Raw genomic sequence first — 23,310 nt, 5'->3', positions numbered from 1 at the left:
TTTTTTTTATGCTGGCATTTGGCCTATACCTTGCTTAGCTACAGCTTTGCCGAATACGGCCGATGCGCTGGCATAGGTCGTCCACGACCGGAAGGAGTTTCGCTGTGTCCGTTCTGTTCTCGCTGTTGCGCAGCCGGTTGCTGCGCCCTGTCTTCATCGCCCTGGGGCTGGCCATGCTGGCGCAGGTCGGCCTCGCGGTATGGCTGACGCGCGCCACGGTCGACGGCCTGGTCAACGACCTGACCCAGCGCCTGGGCGGGGAGAGCCAGCGCCTGGCCGACGAGTTGGGCAGCGCGGAGGAAGAGATGCGCGCCGGTCTGGCGGCGCTCTCGACCAATACCCGCGAGCGCCTCTCCGGTGGCCTCTCCGGCCAGCTCAAGGACGAACAGACGCAGTTGCGCCAGGTGCTGGAGGAAAACCTCAAGCAGTCCGGCAACTCCATGGCCCAGTTGCTCGCCGGCGTGGCGCCCAAGGCCATCTGGGACAACGACACGCCGGCCCTGACCGCGCTGACCCGTATCGTCCAGCGCGACCCGGCCGTGCTCTTCGCCGTATTCTACGACGCCCAGGGCCAGCGCCTGACCCGCAACTTCAACCGCAGCAGCCCGCGGGTGCGCGAGCTGGTGGAGGCGGGGCAGGGTGACACCGCGCTGGCCAAGCTGATCGATGCCGCTTCGCGCGATGCCAAGGTGCACATGATCGAGGCGGACATCAATCCGATGGGGGCGTCCATCGGCAAGGTCCAGCTGGGCATGTCGCTGGATGGCGTGGAGCAGGAGCTGACCGCGCTGGACACCCGCTTCGCGACCCTGGTTGGCAGTGCGGGCGAACTGGTCGACAAGAGCCTGACCGGCGCAGCCCAGGACAGTACCCAGGCCCTGCAGCAGCGCCTGCAGCTGGCCGAACAGGCCACCGCCGACATGGCGCGCAACGGTAGCGAGACCGTGCAGCAGGCTGCCGACAGCCTGCGCTGGCGCATCGCCTCGGGGTTGCTGGTGGTCGGCCTGCTGACCCTGGCCGTGGTGGCTCTGGTGCTGGGCTGGCGCGTGGTCAGTCGCCTGCAGTTGCTGATCGCCGCGCTCAAGGACCTGGCCGCCGGCGAGGGTGACCTGACCCGTCGGGTGCAGCTGGACAGCGACGACGAGGTCGGCGAGATGGCCGACGCGGTGAACCAGTTCATCGCCAAGCTGCAGCCCATCATTCGCGAGGCCGGCGAGGTGGCCCAGCGTACCGGCGAGGAAATCCGCAGCCTGGCCCAGCGCAGCGCGGCGGCGGAAGCCGCGGCCGGGCGTCAGCGCGACGAGGTGGCTGGCAGCCTGCAGGCGCTGGAGGAGATGGCGGCGGCGGCCCAGGCCGAGAGCCGGGCCATGCACGATGCCCAGCAGAGGGTCGCGGCGATCCGCCAGGCGGCCCATGAGAACGCGGCCATCGCCGCCAGGGTGGGCAGTCTGATCGAGGCGCTGGTGGCGCGGGTCGACAGCGGCTCGGCGGTGATCGAGAAGCTGGCCAAGCAGAGCGAACAGATCGAGGTGGTGCTGACGGTGATCCAGTCCATCGCTGAACAGACCAACCTGCTGGCCCTGAACGCGGCCATCGAGGCGGCGCGAGCCGGGGAGAGCGGCCGCGGCTTCGCGGTCGTGGCCGACGAGGTGCGCGCGCTGGCCAGCAAGACCCAGCAGTCCACCGGCGATATCCAGGCGCATATCACGGCCCTGCAGCAGGGCGCGCGCGAGGCGGTGGCGGTGATCGGCCAGGCTGGTGGCCAGGCGGCCGAGGGGCTGCAGGCCCTGCGCGACAGTGCGCGCCTGCAGCAATCGGTGCAGGCGTCGGTGGACGAGGTGCATGGCGCCATCGACACCGCCACCCGTTCGGCCGCCCACCAGGCCGACGGAGCCTCGGCGGTGCGCGGTCGGGTCGAAGTGATTCACAGCGAGGCCCAGCGCGCGGCCCAGGCGGTCGGCGAGACGGCGGCCAGCGGCAGGGTGGTGGATGGGCTGGTGGCTCAACTGCGAGCGAGCTTTGCCCAGTTCAAGGTCTGACGCTATTCGCTAGTGGGAGCGGCCTTGGCCGCGATGCGCTCCATCGCGGCCAGGTTTTCAGCAATCAGAAACGAAAAAACCGAGCCTTAGCTCGGTTTTTTCTTGAAGAGTGGTGCCCAGGAGAAGACTCGAACTTCCACGGTGTTGCCACCGCTAGGACCTGAACCTAGTGCGTCTACCAATTCCGCCACCTGGGCACATTGCGACGATTGCTCGCCGACTTTTTGCAGCTTCACCGCTTTCGGCGATACGGAGGCTGCTCCGTTAAAAGCGAAACCGAGCTTTTGGCTCGGTTTCTGAAGAGTGGTGCCCAGGAGAAGACTCGAACTTCCACGGTGTTGCCACCGCTAGGACCTGAACCTAGTGCGTCTACCAATTCCGCCACCTGGGCACGGGAAACTATGATTACTCAGTCGCTTCCGTGTTACAACGTCTCAGCAACGTTGTGGGCGCGAACTATACGGAGCCCGTTTTTGCTTGTAAACCCCTGACGGCGAAAAAATTATTGTGCTGACCCCCGATGCCGTTTCGCGCTTCAATAGGGGCATGGCACACCATCTATATATGCGTAAAGGTGATTTCACTTAATGGCCGATTGGCAATCCCTCGATCCCGAGGCCGCCCGTGAGGCGGAAAAATACGAAAACCCCATCCCCAGCCGCGAGCTGATCCTCCAGCACCTGTCCGAGCGCGGCTCTCCCGCCGCCCGTGAAGAACTGGTGGCCGAGTTCGGCCTGACCACCGACGAGCAGCTCGAAGCGCTGCGTCGCCGCCTACGTGCCATGGAGCGCGACGGCCAGCTTATCTATACCCGTCGCGGCACCTACGCGCCGGTGGACAAGCTCGACCTGATCCGCGGCCGCATCAGCGGCCACCGCGACGGCTTCGGCTTCATGGTGCCGGACGACGGCAGCGACGACCTGTTCCTCAGCCCGGCGCAGATGCGCCTGGTGTTCGACGGCGACCGCGTGCTTGCCCGCGTCTCCGGTCTCGATCGCCGTGGTCGCCGCGAAGGCGCCATCGTCGAGGTCATCGCGCGCGCCCACGAGACCATCGTGGGCCGCTATTTCGAGGAAGCCGGCATCGGCTTCGTCGAGGCCGACAACCCGAAGATCCAGCAGGAAGTGCTGGTCACCCCGGGCCGTACGAGCGGTGCCAGGGTCGGTCAGTTCGTCGAGATCAAGATCACCCACTGGCCCACGTCGCGCTTCCAGCCCCAGGGCGATGTCGTCGAAGTGATCGGCAACTACATGGCGCCGGGCATGGAGATCGACGTGGCTCTGCGCAGCTACGACATCCCCCATGTCTGGCCCGAGGCGGTGGTCAAGGAAGCGCGCAAGCTCAAGTCCGAAGTCGAAGAGAAGGACAAGGAGAACCGCGTCGACCTGCGTCACCTGCCATTCGTCACCATCGACGGCGAGGACGCCCGCGACTTCGACGACGCCGTCTACTGCGAGAAGAACAGCGGCCGCTGGAAGCTGTTCTCCGGCGGCTGGAAGCTCTACGTGGCGATTGCCGACGTATCGCACTACGTCAAGGTCGGCTCCGCGTTGGATGCCGAGGCGGAGAAGCGCGGCAACTCGGTGTACTTCCCCGAGCGCGTGGTGCCGATGCTGCCGGAAGAGCTGTCCAACGGCCTGTGCTCGCTGAACCCGCAGGTCGACCGCCTGGCCATGGTCTGCGAGATGAGCATGTCCAAGTCCGGTGAGCTGGTCGACTACCAGTTCTACGAGGCGGTGATCCACTCCCATGCGCGCCTGACCTACAACAAGGTCAGCTACATGCTGGAGCAGCCCAAGAGCAGCGAGGGCAAGGCCCTGCGCGACGAGTACAAGGCGGTCCTGCCGCACCTCAAGGAACTCTATTCGCTGTACAAGGTGCTGCTGGCCGCTCGCCACGAGCGCGGCGCCATCGACTTCGAGACCCAGGAAACCCGCATCGTCTTCGGTGCTGGCCGCAAGATCGCCGAGATCCGTCCGACCCAGCGCAACGACGCGCACAAGCTGATCGAGGAGTGCATGCTGGCGGCCAACGTGGCTACCGCGCGCTTCATGCTCGATCACTCGATGCCCTCGCTGTACCGGGTGCACGACGGTCCTCCGGCCGAGCGGGTCGAGAAGCTCAAGGCCTTCCTCGGTGAGCTGGGGTTGGCCCTGCACAAGGGCAAGCAGGGGCCGACGCCGAAGGACTACCAGAAGCTGCTGGCCAGCATTCAGGATCGTCCGGACTTCCACCTGATCCAGACCGTGATGCTGCGCTCCTTGAGCCAGGCCGTGTACAGCGCCGACAACAACGGCCACTTCGGCCTGAACTACGAGGCCTACACCCACTTCACCTCGCCGATCCGGCGTTACCCGGACCTGCTGGTGCACCGTGCCATCCGCAGCGTGATCCGCTCCAAGCGCGAGACCAAGCACGTACAGCGCGCCGGCGCGGCGAGCATGCCCAAGGCGCGTATCTACCCGTACGACGAGGCGGCGCTGGAGAAGCTCGGCGAGCAGTGCTCGATGACCGAGCGGCGCGCCGACGAGGCCACCCGCGACGTAGTCAACTGGCTCAAGTGCGAGTTCATGCAGGACCGCGTCGGCGAGACCTTCGAGGGCGTGATCACCGCGGTGACCGGCTTCGGCATCTTCGTCGAGCTGCGTGACATCTATGTCGAGGGCCTGGTCCACGTCACGGCGCTGCCGGGCGACTACTACCACTTCGACCCCGTGCATCATCGCCTGGCCGGCGAGCGCAGTGGGCGCAGCTTCCGCCTGGGCGACAGCGTGGAAGTGAAGGTCATGCGCGTCGATCTGGACGAGCGCAAGATCGAGTTCGAGCTGAGCGAAGGGCGGGCCGACAAGGCGCCGGCGGGCCGTGGCCGTGCCGGCGAGTCGCGTCGCAAGCCGGCGGCCAAGACCCCGGGGCCCGGCAACACCGATGTGCAGAAGAGCCGTGATGTGAAGAAGGCTCTGCTCGACGGTGCCAAGAAGGGCGGCGGCAAGGCGCCCGCGGCCAAGGGCGGCTCCGGCAAGGCTTCCGGCCATCGCAAGGGCGCGCCCAAGGCGGGCGGTGCTCCGTCGGCAAGTCGGCCGAGTAAGCGCAAGGCGAAGCAATGAGCCAACTGGAAAAGGTCTACGGCGTTCACGCCGTCGAGGCGTTGCTGCGTCACCACCCCAAGCGGGTCAAGCAGCTGTGGCTGGCCGAGAGTCGGCATGATCCGCGGGTGCAGGACCTGCTGGCGCTGGCCGGCCAGCATCGCGTGGCGGTCGGGCACAAGGATCGCCAGGAGCTGGACGAGTGGGCCGAGGGCGTGCACCAGGGCGTGGTGGCCGAGGTCAGTCCGAGCCAGGTGTGGGGCGAGAACATGCTCGACGAGCTGCTCGAGCGTGGCGAGGGGCCCGCCCTGCTGCTGGTGCTGGACGGGGTGACCGACCCGCACAACCTCGGCGCCTGCCTGCGCACCGCCGACGCCGCCGGCGCCCAGGCGGTGATCGTGCCCAAGGACAAGTCCGCGACCCTCAACGCCACCGTGCGCAAGGTGGCCTGCGGCGCCGCCGAGGTGATTCCGCTGGTGGCGGTGACCAACCTGGCGCGCACGCTGGAAAAGCTGCAGAAGAAGGGCCTGTGGATCGTCGGCACCGCCGGCGAGGTCGATCAGGAGCTGTACCAGCTGGATATGACCGGCCCCACCGTGCTGGTCATGGGCGCCGAGGGCAAGGGCATGCGCCGCCTGACCCGCGAACACTGCGACTACCTGGTGAAGCTGCCCATGGGCGGCAGCGTCAGCAGTCTCAATGTGTCGGTCGCCACGGGAGTCTGCCTGTTCGAGGCGGTGCGCCAGCGTCGCATGGCCGGCAAGGCCTGATCAAATAATCGCCAGTTCGCCTTGCGCGCGACAGGGGGCTTCTCTAGAATGTCGCCCCTTGCCGCGACGGCAGGCGCTTGCGCGCCTTCGCTTCGGCAAGATCAACGAGTCATTCACTCCTTGCCTGACCACGTTCCGTTGGCAGGCTGCAACCCGTAAGGAGCATTCATGCGTCATTACGAAATCATCTTCCTGGTTCACCCGGACCAGAGCGAGCAAGTCGGCGGCATGGTCGAGCGTTACACCAAGCTGATCGAAGAAGACGGCGGCAAAATCCACCGTCTGGAAGACTGGGGTCGTCGCCAGCTGGCCTACGCCATCAACAACGTTCACAAGGCTCACTACGTGATGCTGAACGTCGAGTGCAGCGGCAAGGCCCTGGCCGAGCTGGAAGACAACTTCCGCTACAACGATGCCGTGATCCGTAACCTGATCATCCGTCGCGACGAAGCCGTTACCGGTCAGTCCGAGATGCTCAAGGCCGAAGAAAACCGCAGCGAGCGCCGCGAGCGCCGTGAGCGCGTTGAAACCGAATCCGCCGAAGGCGAAGACGGTGACAACAGCGACAACGCTGACGAGTAATCCACGGATCTATTGAGGAGCCACATTCATGGCACGTTTCTTCCGTCGTCGTAAATTCTGCCGTTTCACCGCCGAAGGCGTGAAAGAGATCGACTTCAAGGATCTCAACACCCTGAAGGCCTACATCTCCGAAACCGGCAAGATCGTTCCCAGCCGTATCACCGGTACCAAGGCCAAGTACCAGCGTCAGCTGGCCGTCGCTATCAAGCGCGCCCGCTACCTGGCCCTGCTGCCCTACACCGACAGCCACGGCCGTTGATAGCGGACCGTCGATTTCGTAGTAAGGGATAAACCGCATGCGCGCCATGGCTGAATTCATCATGCGCGGCCGCATGCAGGCCACCCTCGTGGTGGTCGGTTCGGCGGCAGTGCCGCTGTTGTTCTGGTTGAGTGCCGCCGCCAGCTGCCTGGTGCTGCTGCGGCGGGGGCCGAGAGATGCCGTTGGCATCCTCGCCTGGGCGTTGCTGCCGGCCCTGGGCTGGTGGCATTTCGGCGAGCCGCGCACCCTGCTGGTGCTGCTCGGTTCGCTGGGGTTGGCGCTGTTGTTGCGCGCCGGCCACGCCTGGAGTCGGGTGGTGCTGCTGAGCATTCCCGTCGGTCTGGTGTATGGCGTGGTTCTGGGTGCGGTGTTCCGTGAACCCATCGCCGCTCTGGCGGGTGAGCTGTACAAGCTCATGCCGCAGATGCTCGATGGGGTCTACCAGCAGATGTCGGTAGAGGAGCGGACCCGCCTGGAGGCACTGATCGTCCCCGTGCTCACCGGATTGATGGCGGCGTTGCTGCAGGCTGTCAGCCTGCTCTGCCTGATGCTTGGGCGGTACTGGCAGGCGGCACTGTACAACCCCGGCGGCTTCGGGCGTGATTTTCGCGCCTTGCGGCTGCCGCCGGCACTGGCCTTCGGGCTGTTGGCGGTCATGTTCCTGGCGCCGAATCTGGGCTTGGAGATGGCCATGCTGACGCCGCTGTGCAGCGTGCCGCTGGCGTTTGCTGGGGTGGCCCTGCTGCATGGCCTGGCCGCCGAAGGGCGTCTGGCGCGGTTCTGGCTGGTGGGGCTGTATGTGTCGCTGCTGCTGTTCATGCAGCTGGTTTATCCGTTACTGGTGGCCCTGGCCATCGTCGACAGTCTGATGGATTTTCGCGGTCGCCGAGCGCGCAACGATGGCGCAGGCCCCGCGGACGGTGAAGGTTAAAAGTTAAGAGGTAAGACCCAAATGGAAGTTATCCTGCTGGAAAAAATCGCCAACCTGGGCAACCTGGGCGACAAGGTCAACGTCAAATCCGGTTACGGCCGCAACTACCTGCTGCCGCAGGGCAAGGCTACCGCCGCTACCGCCGAGAACGTTGCTGCGTTCGAAGCTCGTCGCGCCGAGCTGGAAAAAGCCGCTGCCGAGAAGAAGGCTTCCGCCGAATCTCGCGCTGCCCAACTGGCCGAGCTGGAAGTCACCATCACTGCCGTGGCCGGTGACGAAGGCAAGCTGTTCGGTTCCATCGGTACCCACGACATCGCCGAAGCCCTGACCGCCTCTGGCGTGGAAGTGTCCAAGGCCGAAGTGCGTCTGCCGAACGGTACCATCCGCCAGGTCGGCGAATTCGACGTTGCTGTGCACTTGCACTCCGACGTGGAAGCCACCGTCAAGGTGATCGTGGTAGCCGCCTAAGGCGAGCGACCCGCGGGCCTTGCACGAAGGTGCGGGCCTGCAGACAATCGGGCACTCATCGCTTTGCGGTGCGTGCCCGTTGTTTTTTAGAACCCTTGGCCAAGCCGCGCGGCTTGCCCAAGGGCTCTGCGCAGTGGAATCCGAGTTGCCATGAACGATATCAGCGTCCCCCAGCAGTACGACCTGGAAACCGCCGCCCTCAAGGTGCCGCCGCATTCCATCGAGGCCGAACAGGCCGTGCTGGGCGGCCTGATGCTCGACAACAACGCCTGGGAGCGGGTCTCCGACGCGGTGTCCGATGGCGATTTCTACCGGCATGACCACCGTCTGATCTTCCGCGCCATCTTCACCCTGGCCGAGCGCAACTCGCCGTTCGACGTGGTGACCCTGTCCGAGCAACTGGACAAGGAGGGCCACCTGAGCCAGGTCGGCGGCCTGGGCTACCTCGGCGAGTTGGCCAAGAACACGCCCTCGGTGGCCAACATCAAGGCCTATGCGCAGATCATTCGCGAGCGCGCCACCCTGCGGCAGCTGATCGGCATCAGCAACGACATCGCCGACATGGCCTACGCGCCCCAAGGCAAGAGCGCGGTGGAGGTGCTCGACGAGGCCGAGCGGCAGATCTTCCAGATCGCCGAGGCGCGGCCCAAGGCCGGCGGGCCGGTGGGGATCAACGATATCCTGGTCAGGACCATCGACCGCATCGACGAGCTGTTCAATACCAACGAGGGCCTGACCGGCATCTCCACCGGCTTCACCGACCTGGACGGCATGACCAGCGGCCTGCAGCCGGCCGACCTGGTGATCGTCGCCGGCCGTCCGTCCATGGGCAAGACCACCTTCGCCATGAACCTGGTGGAGAACGCGGTGCTGCGGTCCGACAAGGTGATCCTGGTGTTCTCCCTGGAGATGCCCAGCGACTCGATCGTGATGCGTATGCTCTCGTCGCTCGGCCGCATCGACCAGACCAAGGTGCGCTCCGGCAAGCTGGACGACGACGACTGGCCGCGACTGACCTCGGCGGTCAACCTGCTCAACGAGCGCAAGCTGTTCATCGACGACACCGCCGGTATCTCGCCGACCGAGATGCGCGCCCGCGCCCGCCGCCTGGCGCGCGAGCACGGCGATATCGGCATGATCATGGTCGACTACCTGCAGCTGATGCGCATCCCGGGCTCCAGCGGCGACAACCGCACCAACGAGATTTCCGAGATCTCGCGTTCGCTCAAGGCCCTGGCCAAGGAGTTCAACTGCCCGGTGATCGCCCTGTCGCAGCTCAACCGTTCCCTGGAGCAGCGCCCCAACAAGCGCCCGGTCAACTCCGACCTGCGCGAATCCGGTGCGATCGAGCAGGACGCCGACATCATCATGTTCGTCTACCGCGACGAGGTGTACCACCCGGAGACCGAGTTCAAGGGCGTGGCCGAGATCATCATCGGCAAGCAGCGTAACGGTCCCATCGGCACCTGCCGCCTGGCCTTCATCGGCAAGTACACGCGCTTCGACAATCTGGCGCCGGGGACCTACCAGTTCGAGGACGAATGATCGTCATACCCCTGCCGGATCAATGAAAGCGGGCGCCCAGCGGTTAAGATGGGCGCCCGTTTCGTTTCCGGAAGCCCGCCATGCGCCCTCTCGTCGCCACTATCGATCTGGCCGCCATCGTCCACAACTACCGGCTCGCCCGGCGCTGCGCGCCGGGGCGCCAGGCGTTCGCCGTGGTCAAGGCCAACGCCTATGGGCATGGCGCGCGTGAGGTGGTCAGCGTGCTCCACGACGAGGCCGACGGCTTCGCCGTGGCCAGTCTGGAGGAGGCCGCCGAGGTGCGTGCCATGCACGCTGAGGCGCGTATCCTGCTGCTGGAGGGCTGCTTCTCGGCCGACGAGCTGCCGATGGCGGCGCACCTGGGACTGGACCTGGTGCTGCAGGGGCCGGAGCAGGTCGAGGTGCTGCTCGCCGCCGATCTGCCGCGGCCGCTGAACGTCTGGCTCAAGCTGGACTCCGGCATGCATCGCCTGGGCTTCTCCGCCGAGGCCATCCGCGAGCTGTTCCCCCGCCTGCGCGGCGCCGCCCAGGTCGCCGAGCTGAACCTGATCAGCCACTTCGCCTGCGCCGACGAGCGCGGCCACTCGATGACCGAGCTGCAGCTGGAGCGTTTCCTCGAGCTGCTCGACCTGGATTTCGACCAGCGCAGCCTGGCCAACTCGGCGGCCGTGGTGGCGATCCCGGCCGCGCACATGGACTGGCTGCGGCCCGGCATCATGCTCTATGGCGCCACGCCCCTGGTCGACCTGAGCGCCGCCGAGCTGGGCCTGAAACCGGCCATGACGCTCGGCGCTCAGCTGATCGCCGTGCGCCAGGTGCCTGCCGGGGAGAACATCGGCTACGGCGCCGACTGGGTCGCCGCGCGGCCGTCGCGCATCGGTACCGTCAGCTGCGGTTACGCCGACGGCTACCCGCGCCAGGCACCGGCCGGCACGCCGGTGTGGATCGGCGGCCGCCGCGTGCCGCTGGCCGGGCGGGTGTCGATGGATATGCTGATGGTGGACCTCACCGACCTGCCCGAGGCCGCCGTCGGCGACGCGGTGGAGCTGTGGGGCGCCAACCTGCCGGTGGATGAGGTGGCGCGGGCCGCCGGCACCATCGGCTACGAGCTGCTGACCAAGGTCACCGCGCGGGTGCCGCGTCGCTACCACACCTGAGCCTGGCGTCGGTGCGCATGGCGCACCCTACGGGTTCGTTCGTGTAGGAAAGCCTGTTCTAGCTCAGTCCGCTGGGCACCTTGAGCACGTCCAGCGCCAGGCATTCTTCCAGGCTCAGTTCGCCACCTTCGCCCTGCAGCACGAAGCCGGAGCGCCCCTTCTGCTTGGCCCGGTACATCGCCTCGTCGGCCGACTTGTAGAGGCCGGCGAACTGCAGTGCGTGCTGCGGATAGAAGGCTGCACCGATGCTGATGGTGACCGCCAGGCGGTTGGCGCCGTACATCACCGGTCGCGACAGTTCCGCGAGCAGGCGGGTGGCGACTTCCTCGACATGCTGGCGGGCGTCGGCGCCGCCTACCAGCACCGCGAATTCGTCGCCGCCGAGGCGCGCCACCATGTCGTTGGCACGCATGTGCTCGCGCAGGCGCTGGCCGATGGTGCGCAGCATCAGGTCACCGGCGTCGTGGCCATAGCGGTCATTGATCGGTTTGAAGTGGTCCAGGTCCACCAGCATCAGGGCCACCGATTCTTCGCGGCGCTGGGCGTCGGCCAGCGCCATTTCGGCGCGTTCGATCAGGTAGCGGCGGTTGGGCAGCTCGGTCAGCGGGTCATGGAAGGCGGCGTGCTGCAGGCGCTCCTCGCGCTCGCTTAGCTGCTGGTTGGCCAGGGCCAGTTCGGCGGTGCGCAGGCGCACGGCTTCCTGCAGTTCGTCGGCGCTGGCCTGCATCTGCGCCAGGCGCGCGGTCTTCTCGCGATCGGCCTGGAGCATGGCCTCGGCCTTTTCCTGCTTGAGGGTCTGGATGCGGTAGGCCAGGGCGAAGGAGAACAGGATGGTTTCGGCGGCTACCGCCAGGGGGAACACGTAGGCGTTCCAGGTGGCCGGCTGGACGATGCCGGTGGAGCGCATCAGCGCCAGGCTGATGCTGCCGAGGATCAGGCCGTAGCCGAACAGGTAGAGCAGGGCGGGGAAGTAGCCCTGGCGCCAGCGGATCATCGCCGAGCCGAGGGCGGCGGGGATGCTGGTCAGCGACAGCAGGGCGATCAGCCAGGCGGCGGTGCCGCGCTGGCCGAAGCCGTCGAGGACCACCGCGATCACGTAGCAGGCGCAGGCGAAGCTCAGCAGGTGGTGCGCCCAGCGCACATGGACGCGGGTCTGCAGCAGGGTCTGGGTGAAGCGGCAGGCGCAGAAGCCCCATAGCGAGGGCAGGGTGATGCGGTCCAGCCAGAACGGCACCGGCGCGCCCGGCCACAGGTACTGGAAGCCGTGGCCGCTCATGCTGACGATCAGCAGCAGGGCGCCGGCGGTGGTCAGCACGTACCAGAAGTAGGCGGAGTCGCGCAGGGTGAGGAAGATGAACAGGTTGTACAGCAGCAGGGCGGCGATGATGCCGTAGATCAGGCCCAGGCCGAGGTTCTCATGGTTGGCCAGGTGGTCCAGCGCGTCCAGCTGCCAGACCTTGAGCGGGAAGGAGTTGCCGGCCGGGTCGTAGCTGCGCAGGTAGAAGGTCTGCGGCGTCTCGCCCAGTTCCGGCAGGCGCAGCACCGCGCGCCGGTAGTCGTGGTCGCGGCCCTCGGCGAAGCTCACCCGCTCGCCGGACTGGCGCAGGCTCCAGCCGCCCTGGCCGTCGGGCACATACAGCTGCAGGTCGAGCGGGGTCACCGCGCCGATCTCCAGCCACCACTGCGCCGGTGCGTCGTCCGCCCGCTGCAGCTCGATCCTGATCCACCAGGGATTGGCGTTCTGGCCGACGCTGGCGCGGCCGTCGGCCGGCCGGAAGCGCGCCTGCACGGCCGGGGCGGCCATGTCCTCGATGCCCAGCTCGCCACCGGCGTCTTCCAGCAGGGCGATATGCCCGTTCAGCTCCTGTCCGCTGCTGTCGGCCTGCAGCTGTATGGGCGCGGCCTGCAGCCGCCCGCCGAGCAGGCTCAGGCACAGCATCAGCAGCAGCGCATGCGCGAGAGGGCATCGCACCGGGTGGACTCCTTGAACCGGGTTCTGAATGGCGTGGGCAATTGGCCGGGAGTATAGCCATGGAAGTGATCGTGATCACAAACCGGCGGCAGGATACGCCCGAGCGTCCTGGTCGGATTCTGTATATTTTTTGTGCTATATTCCGCGCCCCGTGAGCGTCCGCCTGATCAAAAAATATGCAAGCCGCCAAGCCGCTGTTCGACTACCCGAAATACTGGGCCGAGTGTTTCGGGCCCGCGCCCTTCCTGCCGATGAACCGGGTGGAGATGGACCAGCTCGGCTGGGACAGCTGCGACATCATCATCGTCACCGGTGACGCCTACGTCGATCACCCGTCGTTCGGCATGGCCATCATCGGCCGCCTGCTGGAGGCCCAGGGCTTCCGCGTCGGCATCATCGCCCAGCCGGACTGGCGCTCGAAGGACGACTTCATGAAGCTCGGCCAGCCGAACCTGTTCTTCGGCGTGGCGGCGGGCAACATGGACTCGATGATCAACCGCTACACCGCGGACAAGAAGATCCGCAGCGACGACGCCTATACCCCGGGCGGCCTCGCCGGCAAGCGCCCGGACCGCGCCAGCCTGGTCTACAGCCAGCGCTGCAAGGAGGCCTACAGCCAGACCCCGGTGGTCCTCGGCGGCATCGAGGCCTCGTTGCGCCGGATCGCCCACTACGACTACTGGCAGGACAAGGTGCGTCGCTCGATCCTGATGGACGCCACCGCCGACATCCTGCTGTACGGCAACGCCGAGCGCGCCGTGGTGGAGATCGCCCAGCGCCTGGCCTTCGGCGAGCGGATCGAGCAGATCACCGACGTGCGCGGCACCGCCTTCGTCCGCCGCGACACCCCGGAAGGCTGGTTCGAGGTGGACTCCACCCGCATCGACCGCCCGGGCAAGATCGACAAGATCATCAATCCCTACGTCAACACCCAGGACACCGCCGCCTGCGCCATCGAGCAGGACAAGGGGCCGGCCGAGGACCCCAACGAGGCCAAGGTCATCGAGCTGCTGCCCAGCCCGAGGATGACCCGCGCCAAGACCGTGATCCGCCTGCCGTCGTTCGAGAAGGTGCGCAACGACCCGGTGCTCTACGCCCACGCCAACCGCGTGCTGCACCTGGAGACCAACCCGGGCAACGCCCGCGCCCTGGTGCAGAAGCATGGCGAGGTGGACGTGTGGTTCAACCCGCCGCCCATCCCGATGACCACCGAGGAAATGGACTACGTGTTCGGCATGCCCTACGCCCGCGTGCCGCACCCGGAGTACGGCAAGGCGAAGATCCCGGCCTACGAGATGATCCGCTTCTCGGTCAACATCATGCGCGGCTGCTTCGGCGGCTGCACCTTCTGCTCGATCACCGAGCACGAGGGGCGCATCATCCAGAACCGCTCGCACGAATCGATCCTCGCCGAGATCGAGGAGATGAAGAAGGTGCCGGGCTTCACCGGCGTGGTCTCCGACCTCGGCGGCCCGACCGCCAACATGTACCGCATCGCCTGCAAGAGCCCGGACATCGAGCAGCATTGCCGCAAGCCGTCCTGCGTGTGGCCGGGCATCTGCGAGAACCTGAACACCGACCACTCGTCCCTGATCGAGCTGTACCGCAAGGCCCGCGCCCTGCCGGGGGTGAAGAAGATCCTGATCGCTTCCGGCCTGCGCTACGACCTCGCCGTCGAGTCGCCCGAGTACGTCAGGGAGCTGGTCACCCACCACGTCGGTGGCTACCTGAAGATCGCCCCGGAACACACCGAGGAAGGCCCGCTGTCGAAGATGATGAAGCCGGGCATCGGCAGCTACGACCGCTTCAAGCAGATGTTCGAGAAGTTCTCGAAGGAGGCGGGCAAGGAGCAGTACCTGATCCCGTACTTCATCGCGGCGCACCCGGGCACCACCGACGAGGACATGATGAACCTCGCCCTGTGGCTCAAGCGCAACGGCTTCCGCGCCGACCAGGTGCAGGCCTTCTACCCGTCGCCGATGGCCAGCGCCACGGCCATGTACCACTCGGGCAAGAACCCGCTGCGCAAGGTCACCTACAAGAGCGATGGCGTGACCATCGTCAAGAGCGATCAGCAGCGCCGCCTGCACAAGGCCTTCCTGCGCTACCACGACCCGAAGGGCTGGCCGATGCTGCGCGAGGCGCTGGAGCGCATGGGCCGCGCCGACCTGATCGGCAACGGCAAGCATCACCTGATCCCGACCTACCAGCCGCAGACCGACGAGTACCAGAGCGCGCGGCGCAAGAACTCGACGCCGGCCGGCAGCAAGAAGGTCGGCGGTGCGGAAAAGGGCAAGACGGTCGGCCGCATCCTCACCCAGCACACCGGCCTGCCGCCGCGCGGCAGCGATGGCGGCAAGGCGTGGGACAAGCGCGAGCAGGCCAAGGCCGCCGCCGAGGCGCGGCGCAAGGCGGAGAAGTCCGGGGGCAAGAAGCCGGTCAAGCGCCCGGTCGCACCGCGCTGAGGGAAGACCTCAGCCTCGCCCCGGGTGGTATCGGCTGCGCAGCTGGCGCATCAGCCTGTGCAGCGCCTGCATGGCCCGGTAGCGTTTGCTGTTGCTCAGCAGCAGTCCGGCGAGGCCTGCGCCGATGCCCGTGAGCGCCAGCCCGCCCTGCAGACCCTGCGCCTGGACCGCCAGCGGGCCGAGCAGCAGGGCCGCGAACAGCAGGCTGTGCACGAGGCGCGCTCCCGGCAATCCCTGGATGAGCAGAATGTTGCCCAGGCTGTAGACGCCGACGAGCAGCATCAGCCCGAAGAACTGCGCCAGCGGCTGTTCCGCCACGGGTAGCGCCGGGACCAGCAGCGGGAGCGCGCAGACGATGGCGATCACCGCGCAGAGAAATACCTCGAAGAAGGTGGCGGCGAACAGGCCGGCCCACAGGCGCATGGCGCCGAGAGGCGTCAGGGCGGCCTCCCCGCATGGGTCGACGTGGCCCTGATGCAGCTGTTCCAGTGCCAGTTCCAGTGGCGTCTTCACTCCGGTTCCTCGCGTCATTCCCTCGATTCCCGCCGGGGCGGGCTGGATCATAGGCGAATCGGTGCATCCGGTCCGGGAGGCGCAGCTCAATCTCCGTAGGGTGTGGGCAGACAGCCGCCGGGCAAGCTGCTTGCACCGCACTGAAGCCTGCAGGGGGAGTGTCTCGCACCCTTCTGGTGCGCGCTTTCAGCCCAGGCCGTGGTCGCGGAAATGCGCCACGTAGGCCTTGTCCACTTTCAGGATGTGGTGCACCAGCCAGTCCTTGAGCAGTTCGAGAGCATCGGGGCCGACCGCCTCGCCCTCCTCGTGGCGCGCGAGCAGCGTCATCACCTGGCCGCTGAACAGGTTGTGCTGGGCCTGGTGCGCCTCGGCCTCGGGGTAGCCGAGGCGGACGAACAGGTTTTCCTCGACGATGAAGTGGTTCATCACATAGTCCATCAGCCCCTCCAGCAGCGCGCCGACCTGCCCGCGCGAGGCCCCGGCCCTCAGCGCCTCGTGCAGGTCGTTGGTCTGGTCCACCAGCCAGCGATGCTGTTCGTCGATCTCCGCTATCCCCACCTCAAGCGCTTGCGTCCACGGCATGAAGGTCATGCGCTCCTGCTCCCCTCGTTGTTTTTTGCTGCCGATCTTGCCCGCTGTCGCCGAGGCCTCGTTGATCCGGGTCAATGGCAATGGCACAACTCTTGCCCCTGCCGGTTATCGCCCTGGCTCGCAGGAGGCACGCCGTGTCGATCCATGTCGCACTGCAGCACGTCACGCACTACCGCTACGACCGCCCGATCAACCTGGGCCCGCAGGTCGTCCGCCTGCGCCCGGCGCCCCACAGCCGCACGCGCATCCTCTCCTATGCGCTGCAGGTGGAGCCGGGCGAGCACTTCGTCAACTGGCAGCAGGACCCCCAGGGCAACTACTTGGCGCGCCTGGTGTTCCCGGAGAAGACCGAGCGGCTCAAGGTCACCGTCGACCTGGTCGCCGAGATGGCGGTGTTCAACCCCTTCGACTTCTTCCTCGAAGAGCACGCCGAGAAGATTCCCTTCGCCTACACCGGCGGCGAGCAGCGCGAGCTGGCGCCCTACCTGGTGACGGCTGCCTGCGGGCCGCTGTTCGCCGAGTACCTGGCCGGCATCGACCGCACGCCGACGCCCAGCGTCGACTTCCTGGTCGCGCTGAACCAGCGCCTGTCCCAGGACATCCGCTACCTGATCCGCCTGGAGCCGGGCGTGCAAACGCCGGAGGAGACCCTGCAACTGGCCTCCGGCTCCTGCCGCGACTCGGCCTGGCTGCTGGTGCAGCTGCTGCGCCACCTGGGCCTGGCCGCGCGCTTCGTCTCCGGCTACCTGATCCAGCTCACCGCCGACGTCAAATCCCTTGACGGCCCCAGCGGTGCCGAGCAGGACTTCACCGACCTGCACGCCTGGTGCGAGGTGTACCTGCCCGGCGCCGGCTGGGTCGGCCTCGACCCCACCAGCGGCCTGTTCGCCGGCGAGGGCCACGTGCCGCTGGCGTGCAGCCCCGAGCCCTCCGCCGCGGCGCCGATTTCCGGGGTGCTCGACGAATGCGAGTGCGAGTTCGAGCACGACATGCGCATCGAGCGCATCTGGGAAGCGCCTCGCGTGACCATGCCCTACGGCGAGGAGCAGTGGCAGGAGATACTCGGCCTCGGTCGCCAGGTGGACGCCGAGCTGGCCTACGGCGACGTGCACCTGACCATGGGCGGCGAGCCGACCTTCGTCGCCATCGACTACCCGGACGACGCCGAGTGGAACACCGCCGCCCTCGGCCCGAACAAGCGCCGCCTGGCCGCCGAGCTGTTCCACCGCCTGCGCGCCCACTACGCGCCGCAGGCCCTGGTCCACTTCGGCCAGGGCAAGTGGTACCCCGGCGAGCAGCTGCCGCGCTGGTCGCTGAACTGCTTCTGGCGCAAGGACGGCGAACCGATCTGGCAGGACCCGGCGCTGTACGCCGACGAGACCCGCTACTACGGCGCCGACGCGCGCCTGGCCGGGCGCTTCCTCGCCACCCTGGCCGGGCACCTGGGGCTGGAGGCCGAGCACGTGTTCCCGGCCTACGAGGACTGGCTCTACTACCTGTGGCGCGAACGCCGCCTGCCGGCCAACGTCACCCCGGGCGACGCGCGCCTGGCCGACCCGCTGGAGCGCGAGCGCTTGCGCAAGGTGTTCTGCCGCGGCCTGGGCGAGGTGGTCGGCCACGTCCTGCCGTTGATGCGCAGCGCCGGCGACGACGCCTGGCTGACCGGGCCCTGGTTCCTGCGCGACGAACACTGCCGGCTGATCCCCGGCGACTCGCCGCTGGGCTACCGCCTGCCGCTGGACTCGCAACCCTGGGTCGGCGAGCTGGACTACCCCTACGTCGCGCCGCAGGACCCGCACCAGCCGTTCCCGCCGCTGCCCAGCCGGCAGAGCATCGTCCAGCAGCTGCGCATGCCGCTGCACCCGGCCGGGCGCAAGCCGCCGGCGGAGGGCGAGGGACCGCAGGCGCCCGGGCTGTTCGAGTCGGCGTCCGGCGTGGTCCGCACCGCCCTGTGCGCCGAACCGCGCGACGGCCGCCTGTACCTGTTCATGCCGCCGCTGCAGCGGCTGGACGACTACCTGGAGCTGGTCGCCGCCATCGAGGCCACCGCCCGCGAGCTGCGCTGCCCGGTGCTGCTGGAAGGCTACGAGCCGCCGCAGGACCCGCGCCTGACCCACTTCCGCGTCACCCCGGACCCCGGCGTGATCGAGGTCAACATCCACCCGGCCGCCACCTGGGACGAACTGGTCGAGCGCACCGAATTCCTCTACGAGGCGGCGCGCCACTGCCGCCTGAGCAGCGAGAAGTTCATGCTCGACGGCCGCCACACCGGCACCGGCGGCGGCAATCACTTCGTCCTCGGCGGCGCCACGCCGGCCGAGTCGCCCTTCCTGCGCCGCCCGGACCTGCTGCGCAGCCTGATCAGCTACTGGCATAACCATCCGTCGCTGTCCTACCTGTTCAGCGGCCTGTTCATCGGCCCGACCTCCCAGGCGCCGCGGGTGGACGAGGCGCGCAACGACGCCCTCTACGAGCTGGAGATCGCCTTCGCGCAGATGCCCGAGCCGGGCCGCGAGTGCCCGCCCTGGCTTATCGACCGCCTGCTGCGCAACCTGCTGGTGGACGTCACCGGCAACACCCACCGCGCCGAGTTCTGCATCGACAAGCTGTACTCGCCGGACTCGGCCAGCGGCCGCCTCGGCCTGCTCGAACTGCGCGCCTTCGAGATGCCGCCGCACGCGCGCATGAGCCTGGTCCAGCAACTGTTGCTGCGCGCCCTGGTCGCGCGTTTCTGGAACGAGCCGTACCGCCCGGCGAAGCTGGCGCGCTGGGGCACCGAGCTGCACGACCGCTTCCTGCTGCCGCACTTCGTCGAGCAGGACTTCGCCGACGTCATCCAGGAGCTCAATGCCGCCGGCTACTCGCTGCGTGCCGAATGGTTCGCCCCGCACCTGGAGTTCCGCTTCCCGCGCCTGGGCGACTACGCCGTCAAGGGCATCGACCTGGAGCTGCGCCAGGCCCTGGAGCCCTGGCACGTGCTGGGCGAGGAGGGCGCCGTCGGCGGCACCGTGCGCTACGTGGACTCGTCCCTGGAGCGGGTGCAGGTGAAGCTGAACGGCCTGGCGCCGGACCGCTACCTGCTCACCTGCAACGGCGTGCCGGTGCCGCTGCGGCCCACCGGCAGGGTCGGCGAATTCGTCGGCGGCGTGCGCTACCGCGCCTGGCAGCCGGCCAGCTGCCTGCAGCCGACCATCGGCGTGCACGCGCCGCTGGTGTTCGACCTGGTGGACACCTGGATGCAGCGCTCCCTCGGCGGCTGCCAGTACCACGTGGCGCACCCCGGCGGGCGCAACTTCGAGGCGCTGCCGGTCAACGCCTACGCCGCCGAGAGCCGGCGCATGGCGCGCTTCTTCCGCCACGGGCACAGCCCGGGTGAACGCACGGTGGCCGAACCGATCAACAATAATGAACTGCCCATGACCCTGGACCTGCGCCGCTCCTGAATCCTTCTCCCGCCGGGAGAAGGTGCCCGAAGGGCGGATGAGGGGGCTAAGGGAGAGGCGCCGCGTTAACACTGCCGAGATGTCCATGCCTGACCTGCTTGCCGACTACCCGCGCTCCGGCGCGGCCTACCAGGAATTGCTCGATGCCCGCGGCCAGGTGCGCCCGCACTGGCGCCGCCTGTTCGACCAGCTGCAGCGCAGCACCCCGGCCCAGTTGCAGCAGCGCCAGGCCCTGCTGGAGCGGCAGATCCAGGAAAACGGCGTGACCTACAACGCCTACGCCGCGCCGGACGGCGCCGACCGCCCCTGGGAACTGGACCTGCTGCCCAACCTGATCCCCGCCGACGAGTGGCAGCAGATCGCCGCCGGCGTGGCCCAGCGCGCCAGCCTGCTCGACGCCGTGCTGGCGGACCTCTACGGCCCGCAGCAGCTGCTCGCCGAGGGCCTGCTGCCGACCGAGCTGGTGTTCGGCCACGACAACTTCCTCTGGCCCTGCCAGGGCGTGCGCCCGCCGGGCGGCACCTACCTGCACCTGTACGCGGTGGACCTGGCGCGGGCGCCGGACGGTCGCTGGTGGGTCACCGCCGACCGTACCCAGGCGCCCTCCGGCGCCGGCTACGCCCTGGAGAACCGGCAGATCCTCTCGCGCGCCTTCCCCGAGCTGTACCGCGACCTACGCGTGCAGTACCTGGCTGGCTTCTTCCGCACCCTACAGGACACCCTGGCGCGCCAGGCGCCGGCCGACGGCGAGACGCCGCTGGTGGTGGTGCTGACCCCAGGGCGCTTCAACGAGAGCTATTTCGAGCACCTCTACCTGGCGCGCCAGCTCGGCTATCCGCTGGTGGAAGGCAGCGACCTGACGGTGCGCGACGCCTGCCTCTACCTCAAGACCCTGGCCGGCCTGCGTCGGGTCCACGCCGTGCTGCGCCGCCTGGACGACGACTACTGCGACCCGCTGGAACTGCGCACCGACTCCGCCCTCGGTGTGCCCGGCCTGCTCGAAGCGGTGCGCCAGGGCAACGTGCTGGTGGCCAACGCCCTGGGCAGCGGCGTGCTGGAGTCGCCGGGACTGCCCGGCTTCCTGCCCGCTATCGCCGAGCGGCTGCTAGGTGAGGAACTGCTGCTGCCGTCCATCGCCAGCTGGTGGTGTGGCGAAGAACCGGTGCTGGGCGAGGCGCTGGACAAGCTCGACGAGCTGCTGGTGCGGCCGAGCTTCCCGTCGCAGAGCTTCGTCGCCCAGTTCGGCCGCGACCTCGACGAGGCCCAGCGCGCGGCCCTGGCCGAGCGCATCCGGGCGCGTCCCTACGCCTACGTGGCGCAGGCCCGCGCCCAGCTGTCCCAGGCGCCGGTGTGGCTGGCCGAGGAGGGCGGCGTGGTGCCGCGCGCCATCGGCATGCGCGTGTTCGCCGTGGCCAGCGCCGACGGCTACCGGGTGCTGCCCGGCGGCCTGACCCGGGTGGCCGCCGATGCCGATGCCGAGGTGATCTCGATGCAGCGCGGCGGGGCGAGCAAGGACACCTGGGTGCTCGGCGAGCGCCATCCGGGCGGCGAGCCCTGGCAGTGGCTGCGCCCGCTCGGTGTGGCCGACCTGGTGCGCAGCGACCCGTTCCTGCCGTCGCGGGTGGTGGAGAACCTGTTCTGGTTCGGCCGCTACGGCGAGCGCTGCGAGGACAGCGCGCGGCTGCTGCGCATCATGCTGTCGCGCTATGTCGACGACGATGACGACCCGCAGGCCCTGCAGGCCGCGCTGGTCCTGGGCGAAGGCCTAGGCCTGCTGCCGGACGCCGCCAGCGGCACCCTGGAGCAGCGCCTGTTCGAGGCCATGCTCGGCGCCGACTGGCCGGCCAGCCTGCGCGCCGGCCTGCAGCGCCTGCAGTGGTCGGCCGGCAGCGTGCGCGGCAAGCTGTCCCGCGCCAACTGGCAGGCGCTGGTCGAACTGCAGCGCGAGGCCCAGAGCCTGGAGCGCGAGGGCGCCGACTTCGGCGACCTGCTGGACTTCCTCAACCGCCTGCTGATGTCGCTGGCTGCGCTGGCCGGCTTCGCCCTCGACGACATGACCCGCGACGACGGCTGGCGCTTCCTCATGATCGGCCGCAGCATCGAGCGTCTGCAGTTCCTCTGCGAGAGTATCGCCGGCTTCCTGCGCGGCCACGCCGCCCACGACCAGTCCGCGCTGGAGTGGCTGCTGGAACTGGGCAACAGCAGCATCACCTACCGCACCCGTTACCTGGCCAGCGCCCAGCTGATCCCGGTGCTCGACCTGCTCCTGCTCGACGAGCAGAACCCGCATGCCGTGCTGTTCCAGCTGCGCCAGCTGCTGCGCTCCCTGGAGCGGCTGGAGGAGAACTTCGGCTTCGTCGCCGGTGGCGCGCTGGCCGAGCTGGGCGACAAGCTTGCCGGGTTCCGCCTGGGCAGCCTGGAAAACCCGCTGTTCGGCGCCTCCGGCGTGCGCGCCGTGCTCGGCGGCCTGGCCGACCTGCTGCTGCAGATCGTCGAAGCCTCCGGCGAGGTCTCGGACCAGTTGGCCCTGCGCTTCTTCGTGCACGTGGACGCCAGCCGGGGGACACTCTCGTCATGAAGCGTGCCCTCTATCAGGTCCTCCACGACACCCACTACCGCTACTCGGCGCCCGTCTCCCTGGCCCAGCAGTTGGCCCACCTGTGGCCGCGCGACTGCGAGCGGCAGCTCTGCCAGGAGCGCCACCTGACCATCACCCCGCAGCCGACCCGGCGCCAGGACGGCCTGGACACCTTCGGCAACCCGCTCACCCGCCTGGCCTTCGAACGCCCTCACGACGAGCTGCGGGTGGTCGCCAGCCTGCGCGTGGAAGTGCTGGCCCGCGAGGGCCTGCAACTGGAGGATTCCCCGCCCTGGGAAGACGTGGTGGCGGCCCTCGGCTACAGCGGCCAGCCACTGTCCGCCGGGCTGCTGGAGGCCGCGCGCTACCGCTTCCAGTCGCCCTACGTGAACCTCAAGGGCGTGTTCGTCGACTATGCCGCCGACTGCTTCGCGCCGGGCCGCCCGCTGCTGCTGGCGGTGCGGGCGCTGATGCGCAGGATCTTCGAGGAATTCACCTTCGACGCCGCCGCCACCCAGGTGGCGACCCCACTGTTGCAGGTGCTGGAGGAGCGCCGCGGCGTCTGCCAGGACTTCGCCCACCTGATGCTCGCCTGCCTGCGTTCCCGGGGGCTGGCGGCGCGCTACGTCAGCGGCTACCTGCTGACCCGGCCGCCGCCCGGCCAGCCCCGGCTGATCGGCGCCGACGCCTCGCACGCCTGGGTCGCGGTGTACTGCCCGCGCCAGGGCTGGGTGGACTTCGACCCCACCAACAACCTGCTGCCGGCGCTGGAACACATCACCCTCGGCTGGGGCCGCGACTTCGCCGACGTCTCGCCGCTGCGCGGCGTGATCCTCGGCGGCGGCAGCCATGACCCGGACGTGCGGGTGACGGTGACGCCGCTGGACGAGCCGCTGCCGGCGGTGGGGTAGGCG

The 23,310-nt window shown here is 68.2% G+C and carries 16 protein-coding genes and 2 tRNA genes; 13 read left to right on the top strand and 5 right to left on the bottom strand.

What is annotated here, in order from left to right; all coding sequences use genetic code 11:
- Positions 1 to 104 precede the first annotated feature (104 nt).
- Positions 105 to 2,039: a methyl-accepting chemotaxis protein gene (locus N7640_RS05705; protein ID WP_279901953.1), complete on the top strand. Its 1,935-nt coding sequence runs from the start codon at positions 105 to 107 to the stop codon at positions 2,037 to 2,039.
- Positions 2,040 to 2,149: 110 nt separating this feature from the next.
- Here N7640_RS05705 and N7640_RS05700 read toward each other — a convergent pair.
- Both N7640_RS05700 and N7640_RS05695 read right to left on the bottom strand, forming a co-directional pair.
- Positions 2,150 to 2,236, bottom strand: a tRNA-Leu gene (locus N7640_RS05700).
- Between the two features lie 107 nt (positions 2,237 to 2,343).
- Positions 2,344 to 2,430 (bottom strand) — tRNA-Leu (locus N7640_RS05695).
- Positions 2,431 to 2,626: 196 nt separating this feature from the next.
- Between N7640_RS05695 and rnr the strand changes: the two genes are divergently transcribed.
- From rnr to alr, 8 genes are all read left to right on the top strand, one after another.
- Positions 2,627 to 5,143, top strand: coding sequence for a ribonuclease R (gene rnr / locus N7640_RS05690; protein WP_279901954.1), 2,517 nt, complete (start codon positions 2,627 to 2,629; stop codon positions 5,141 to 5,143).
- The gene (rlmB, locus tag N7640_RS05685) at positions 5,140 to 5,892 is read left to right on the top strand and encodes a 23S rRNA (guanosine(2251)-2'-O)-methyltransferase RlmB (protein WP_279901955.1); all 753 of its coding nucleotides are present in this window, start codon (positions 5,140 to 5,142) and stop codon (positions 5,890 to 5,892) included. The genes rnr and rlmB overlap by 4 nt, the downstream gene beginning before the upstream one ends.
- Positions 5,893 to 6,060: 168 nt before the next feature.
- Entirely contained in the window at positions 6,061 to 6,474 is a 414-nt protein-coding gene (rpsF, locus tag N7640_RS05680; protein WP_110683505.1) for a 30S ribosomal protein S6, read from the top strand.
- Between the two features lie 28 nt (positions 6,475 to 6,502).
- On the top strand, positions 6,503 to 6,733 hold the full coding sequence (gene rpsR / locus N7640_RS05675; RefSeq protein ID WP_021701047.1) for a 30S ribosomal protein S18: 231 nt from the start codon (positions 6,503 to 6,505) through the stop codon (positions 6,731 to 6,733).
- Between the two features lie 37 nt (positions 6,734 to 6,770).
- A complete protein-coding gene (locus N7640_RS05670; protein ID WP_279901956.1) occupies positions 6,771 to 7,664 on the top strand; it encodes a hypothetical protein in 894 nt (297 codons plus the stop codon).
- A gap of 21 nt (positions 7,665 to 7,685) precedes the next feature.
- Entirely contained in the window at positions 7,686 to 8,132 is a 447-nt protein-coding gene (rplI, locus tag N7640_RS05665; RefSeq protein ID WP_220814626.1) for a 50S ribosomal protein L9, read from the top strand.
- A 150-nt stretch (positions 8,133 to 8,282) separates the two neighbouring features.
- Positions 8,283 to 9,677, top strand: a complete 1,395-nt coding sequence (dnaB, locus tag N7640_RS05660) for a replicative DNA helicase (protein ID WP_220814625.1) — start codon at positions 8,283 to 8,285, stop codon at positions 9,675 to 9,677.
- A gap of 80 nt (positions 9,678 to 9,757) precedes the next feature.
- Complete coding sequence (alr, locus tag N7640_RS05655; protein WP_279901957.1) at positions 9,758 to 10,834, top strand: alanine racemase; 1,077 nt, start codon at positions 9,758 to 9,760, stop codon at positions 10,832 to 10,834.
- 58 nt (positions 10,835 to 10,892) lie between these two features.
- Here alr and N7640_RS05650 read toward each other — a convergent pair whose 3' ends face one another.
- Complete coding sequence (locus N7640_RS05650) at positions 10,893 to 12,773, bottom strand: sensor domain-containing diguanylate cyclase (protein ID WP_279901979.1); 1,881 nt, start codon at positions 12,771 to 12,773, stop codon at positions 10,893 to 10,895.
- Between the two features lie 209 nt (positions 12,774 to 12,982).
- Here N7640_RS05650 and N7640_RS05645 point away from each other — a divergent pair, with 209 nt between their 5' ends.
- Complete coding sequence (locus N7640_RS05645) at positions 12,983 to 15,271, top strand: YgiQ family radical SAM protein (protein ID WP_279901959.1); 2,289 nt, start codon at positions 12,983 to 12,985, stop codon at positions 15,269 to 15,271.
- A gap of 9 nt (positions 15,272 to 15,280) precedes the next feature.
- Here the strand turns inward: N7640_RS05645 and N7640_RS05640 are convergent, their stop codons facing one another.
- Both N7640_RS05640 and N7640_RS05635 read right to left on the bottom strand, forming a co-directional pair.
- A complete protein-coding gene (locus N7640_RS05640) occupies positions 15,281 to 15,784 on the bottom strand; it encodes a hypothetical protein (protein WP_279901961.1) in 504 nt (167 codons plus the stop codon).
- A 186-nt stretch (positions 15,785 to 15,970) separates the two neighbouring features.
- Positions 15,971 to 16,375, bottom strand: a complete 405-nt coding sequence (locus N7640_RS05635; protein ID WP_279901962.1) for a bacteriohemerythrin — start codon at positions 16,373 to 16,375, stop codon at positions 15,971 to 15,973.
- A 134-nt stretch (positions 16,376 to 16,509) separates the two neighbouring features.
- Between N7640_RS05635 and N7640_RS05630 the strand changes: the two genes are divergently transcribed.
- The 3 genes from N7640_RS05630 (at position 16,510) to N7640_RS05620 (ending at position 23,307) form a co-directional block, all read left to right on the top strand.
- Positions 16,510 to 19,818 carry a transglutaminase family protein gene (locus N7640_RS05630; protein ID WP_279901963.1) on the top strand — a complete coding sequence of 1,103 codons (3,309 nt, stop codon included), beginning with the start codon at positions 16,510 to 16,512 and terminating at the stop codon, positions 19,816 to 19,818.
- Positions 19,819 to 19,903: 85 nt separating this feature from the next.
- Positions 19,904 to 22,396 carry a circularly permuted type 2 ATP-grasp protein gene (locus tag N7640_RS05625; RefSeq protein WP_279901964.1) on the top strand — a complete coding sequence of 831 codons (2,493 nt, stop codon included), beginning with the start codon at positions 19,904 to 19,906 and terminating at the stop codon, positions 22,394 to 22,396.
- Positions 22,393 to 23,307, top strand: coding sequence for a transglutaminase family protein (locus tag N7640_RS05620; RefSeq protein WP_279901966.1), 915 nt, complete (start codon positions 22,393 to 22,395; stop codon positions 23,305 to 23,307). The genes N7640_RS05625 and N7640_RS05620 overlap by 4 nt, the downstream gene beginning before the upstream one ends.
- The last annotated feature ends 3 nt before the right edge of the window (positions 23,308 to 23,310 follow it).

Origin of the sequence: Pseudomonas sp. GD04015 (assembly GCF_029837675.1) — a bacterium.
Classification (GTDB): Bacteria; Pseudomonadota; Gammaproteobacteria; order Pseudomonadales; family Pseudomonadaceae; genus Aquipseudomonas; species Aquipseudomonas paralcaligenes.
Note: the sequence above shows the minus strand (reverse complement) of the source record. Positions and strands in the feature narration are given on the sequence as shown.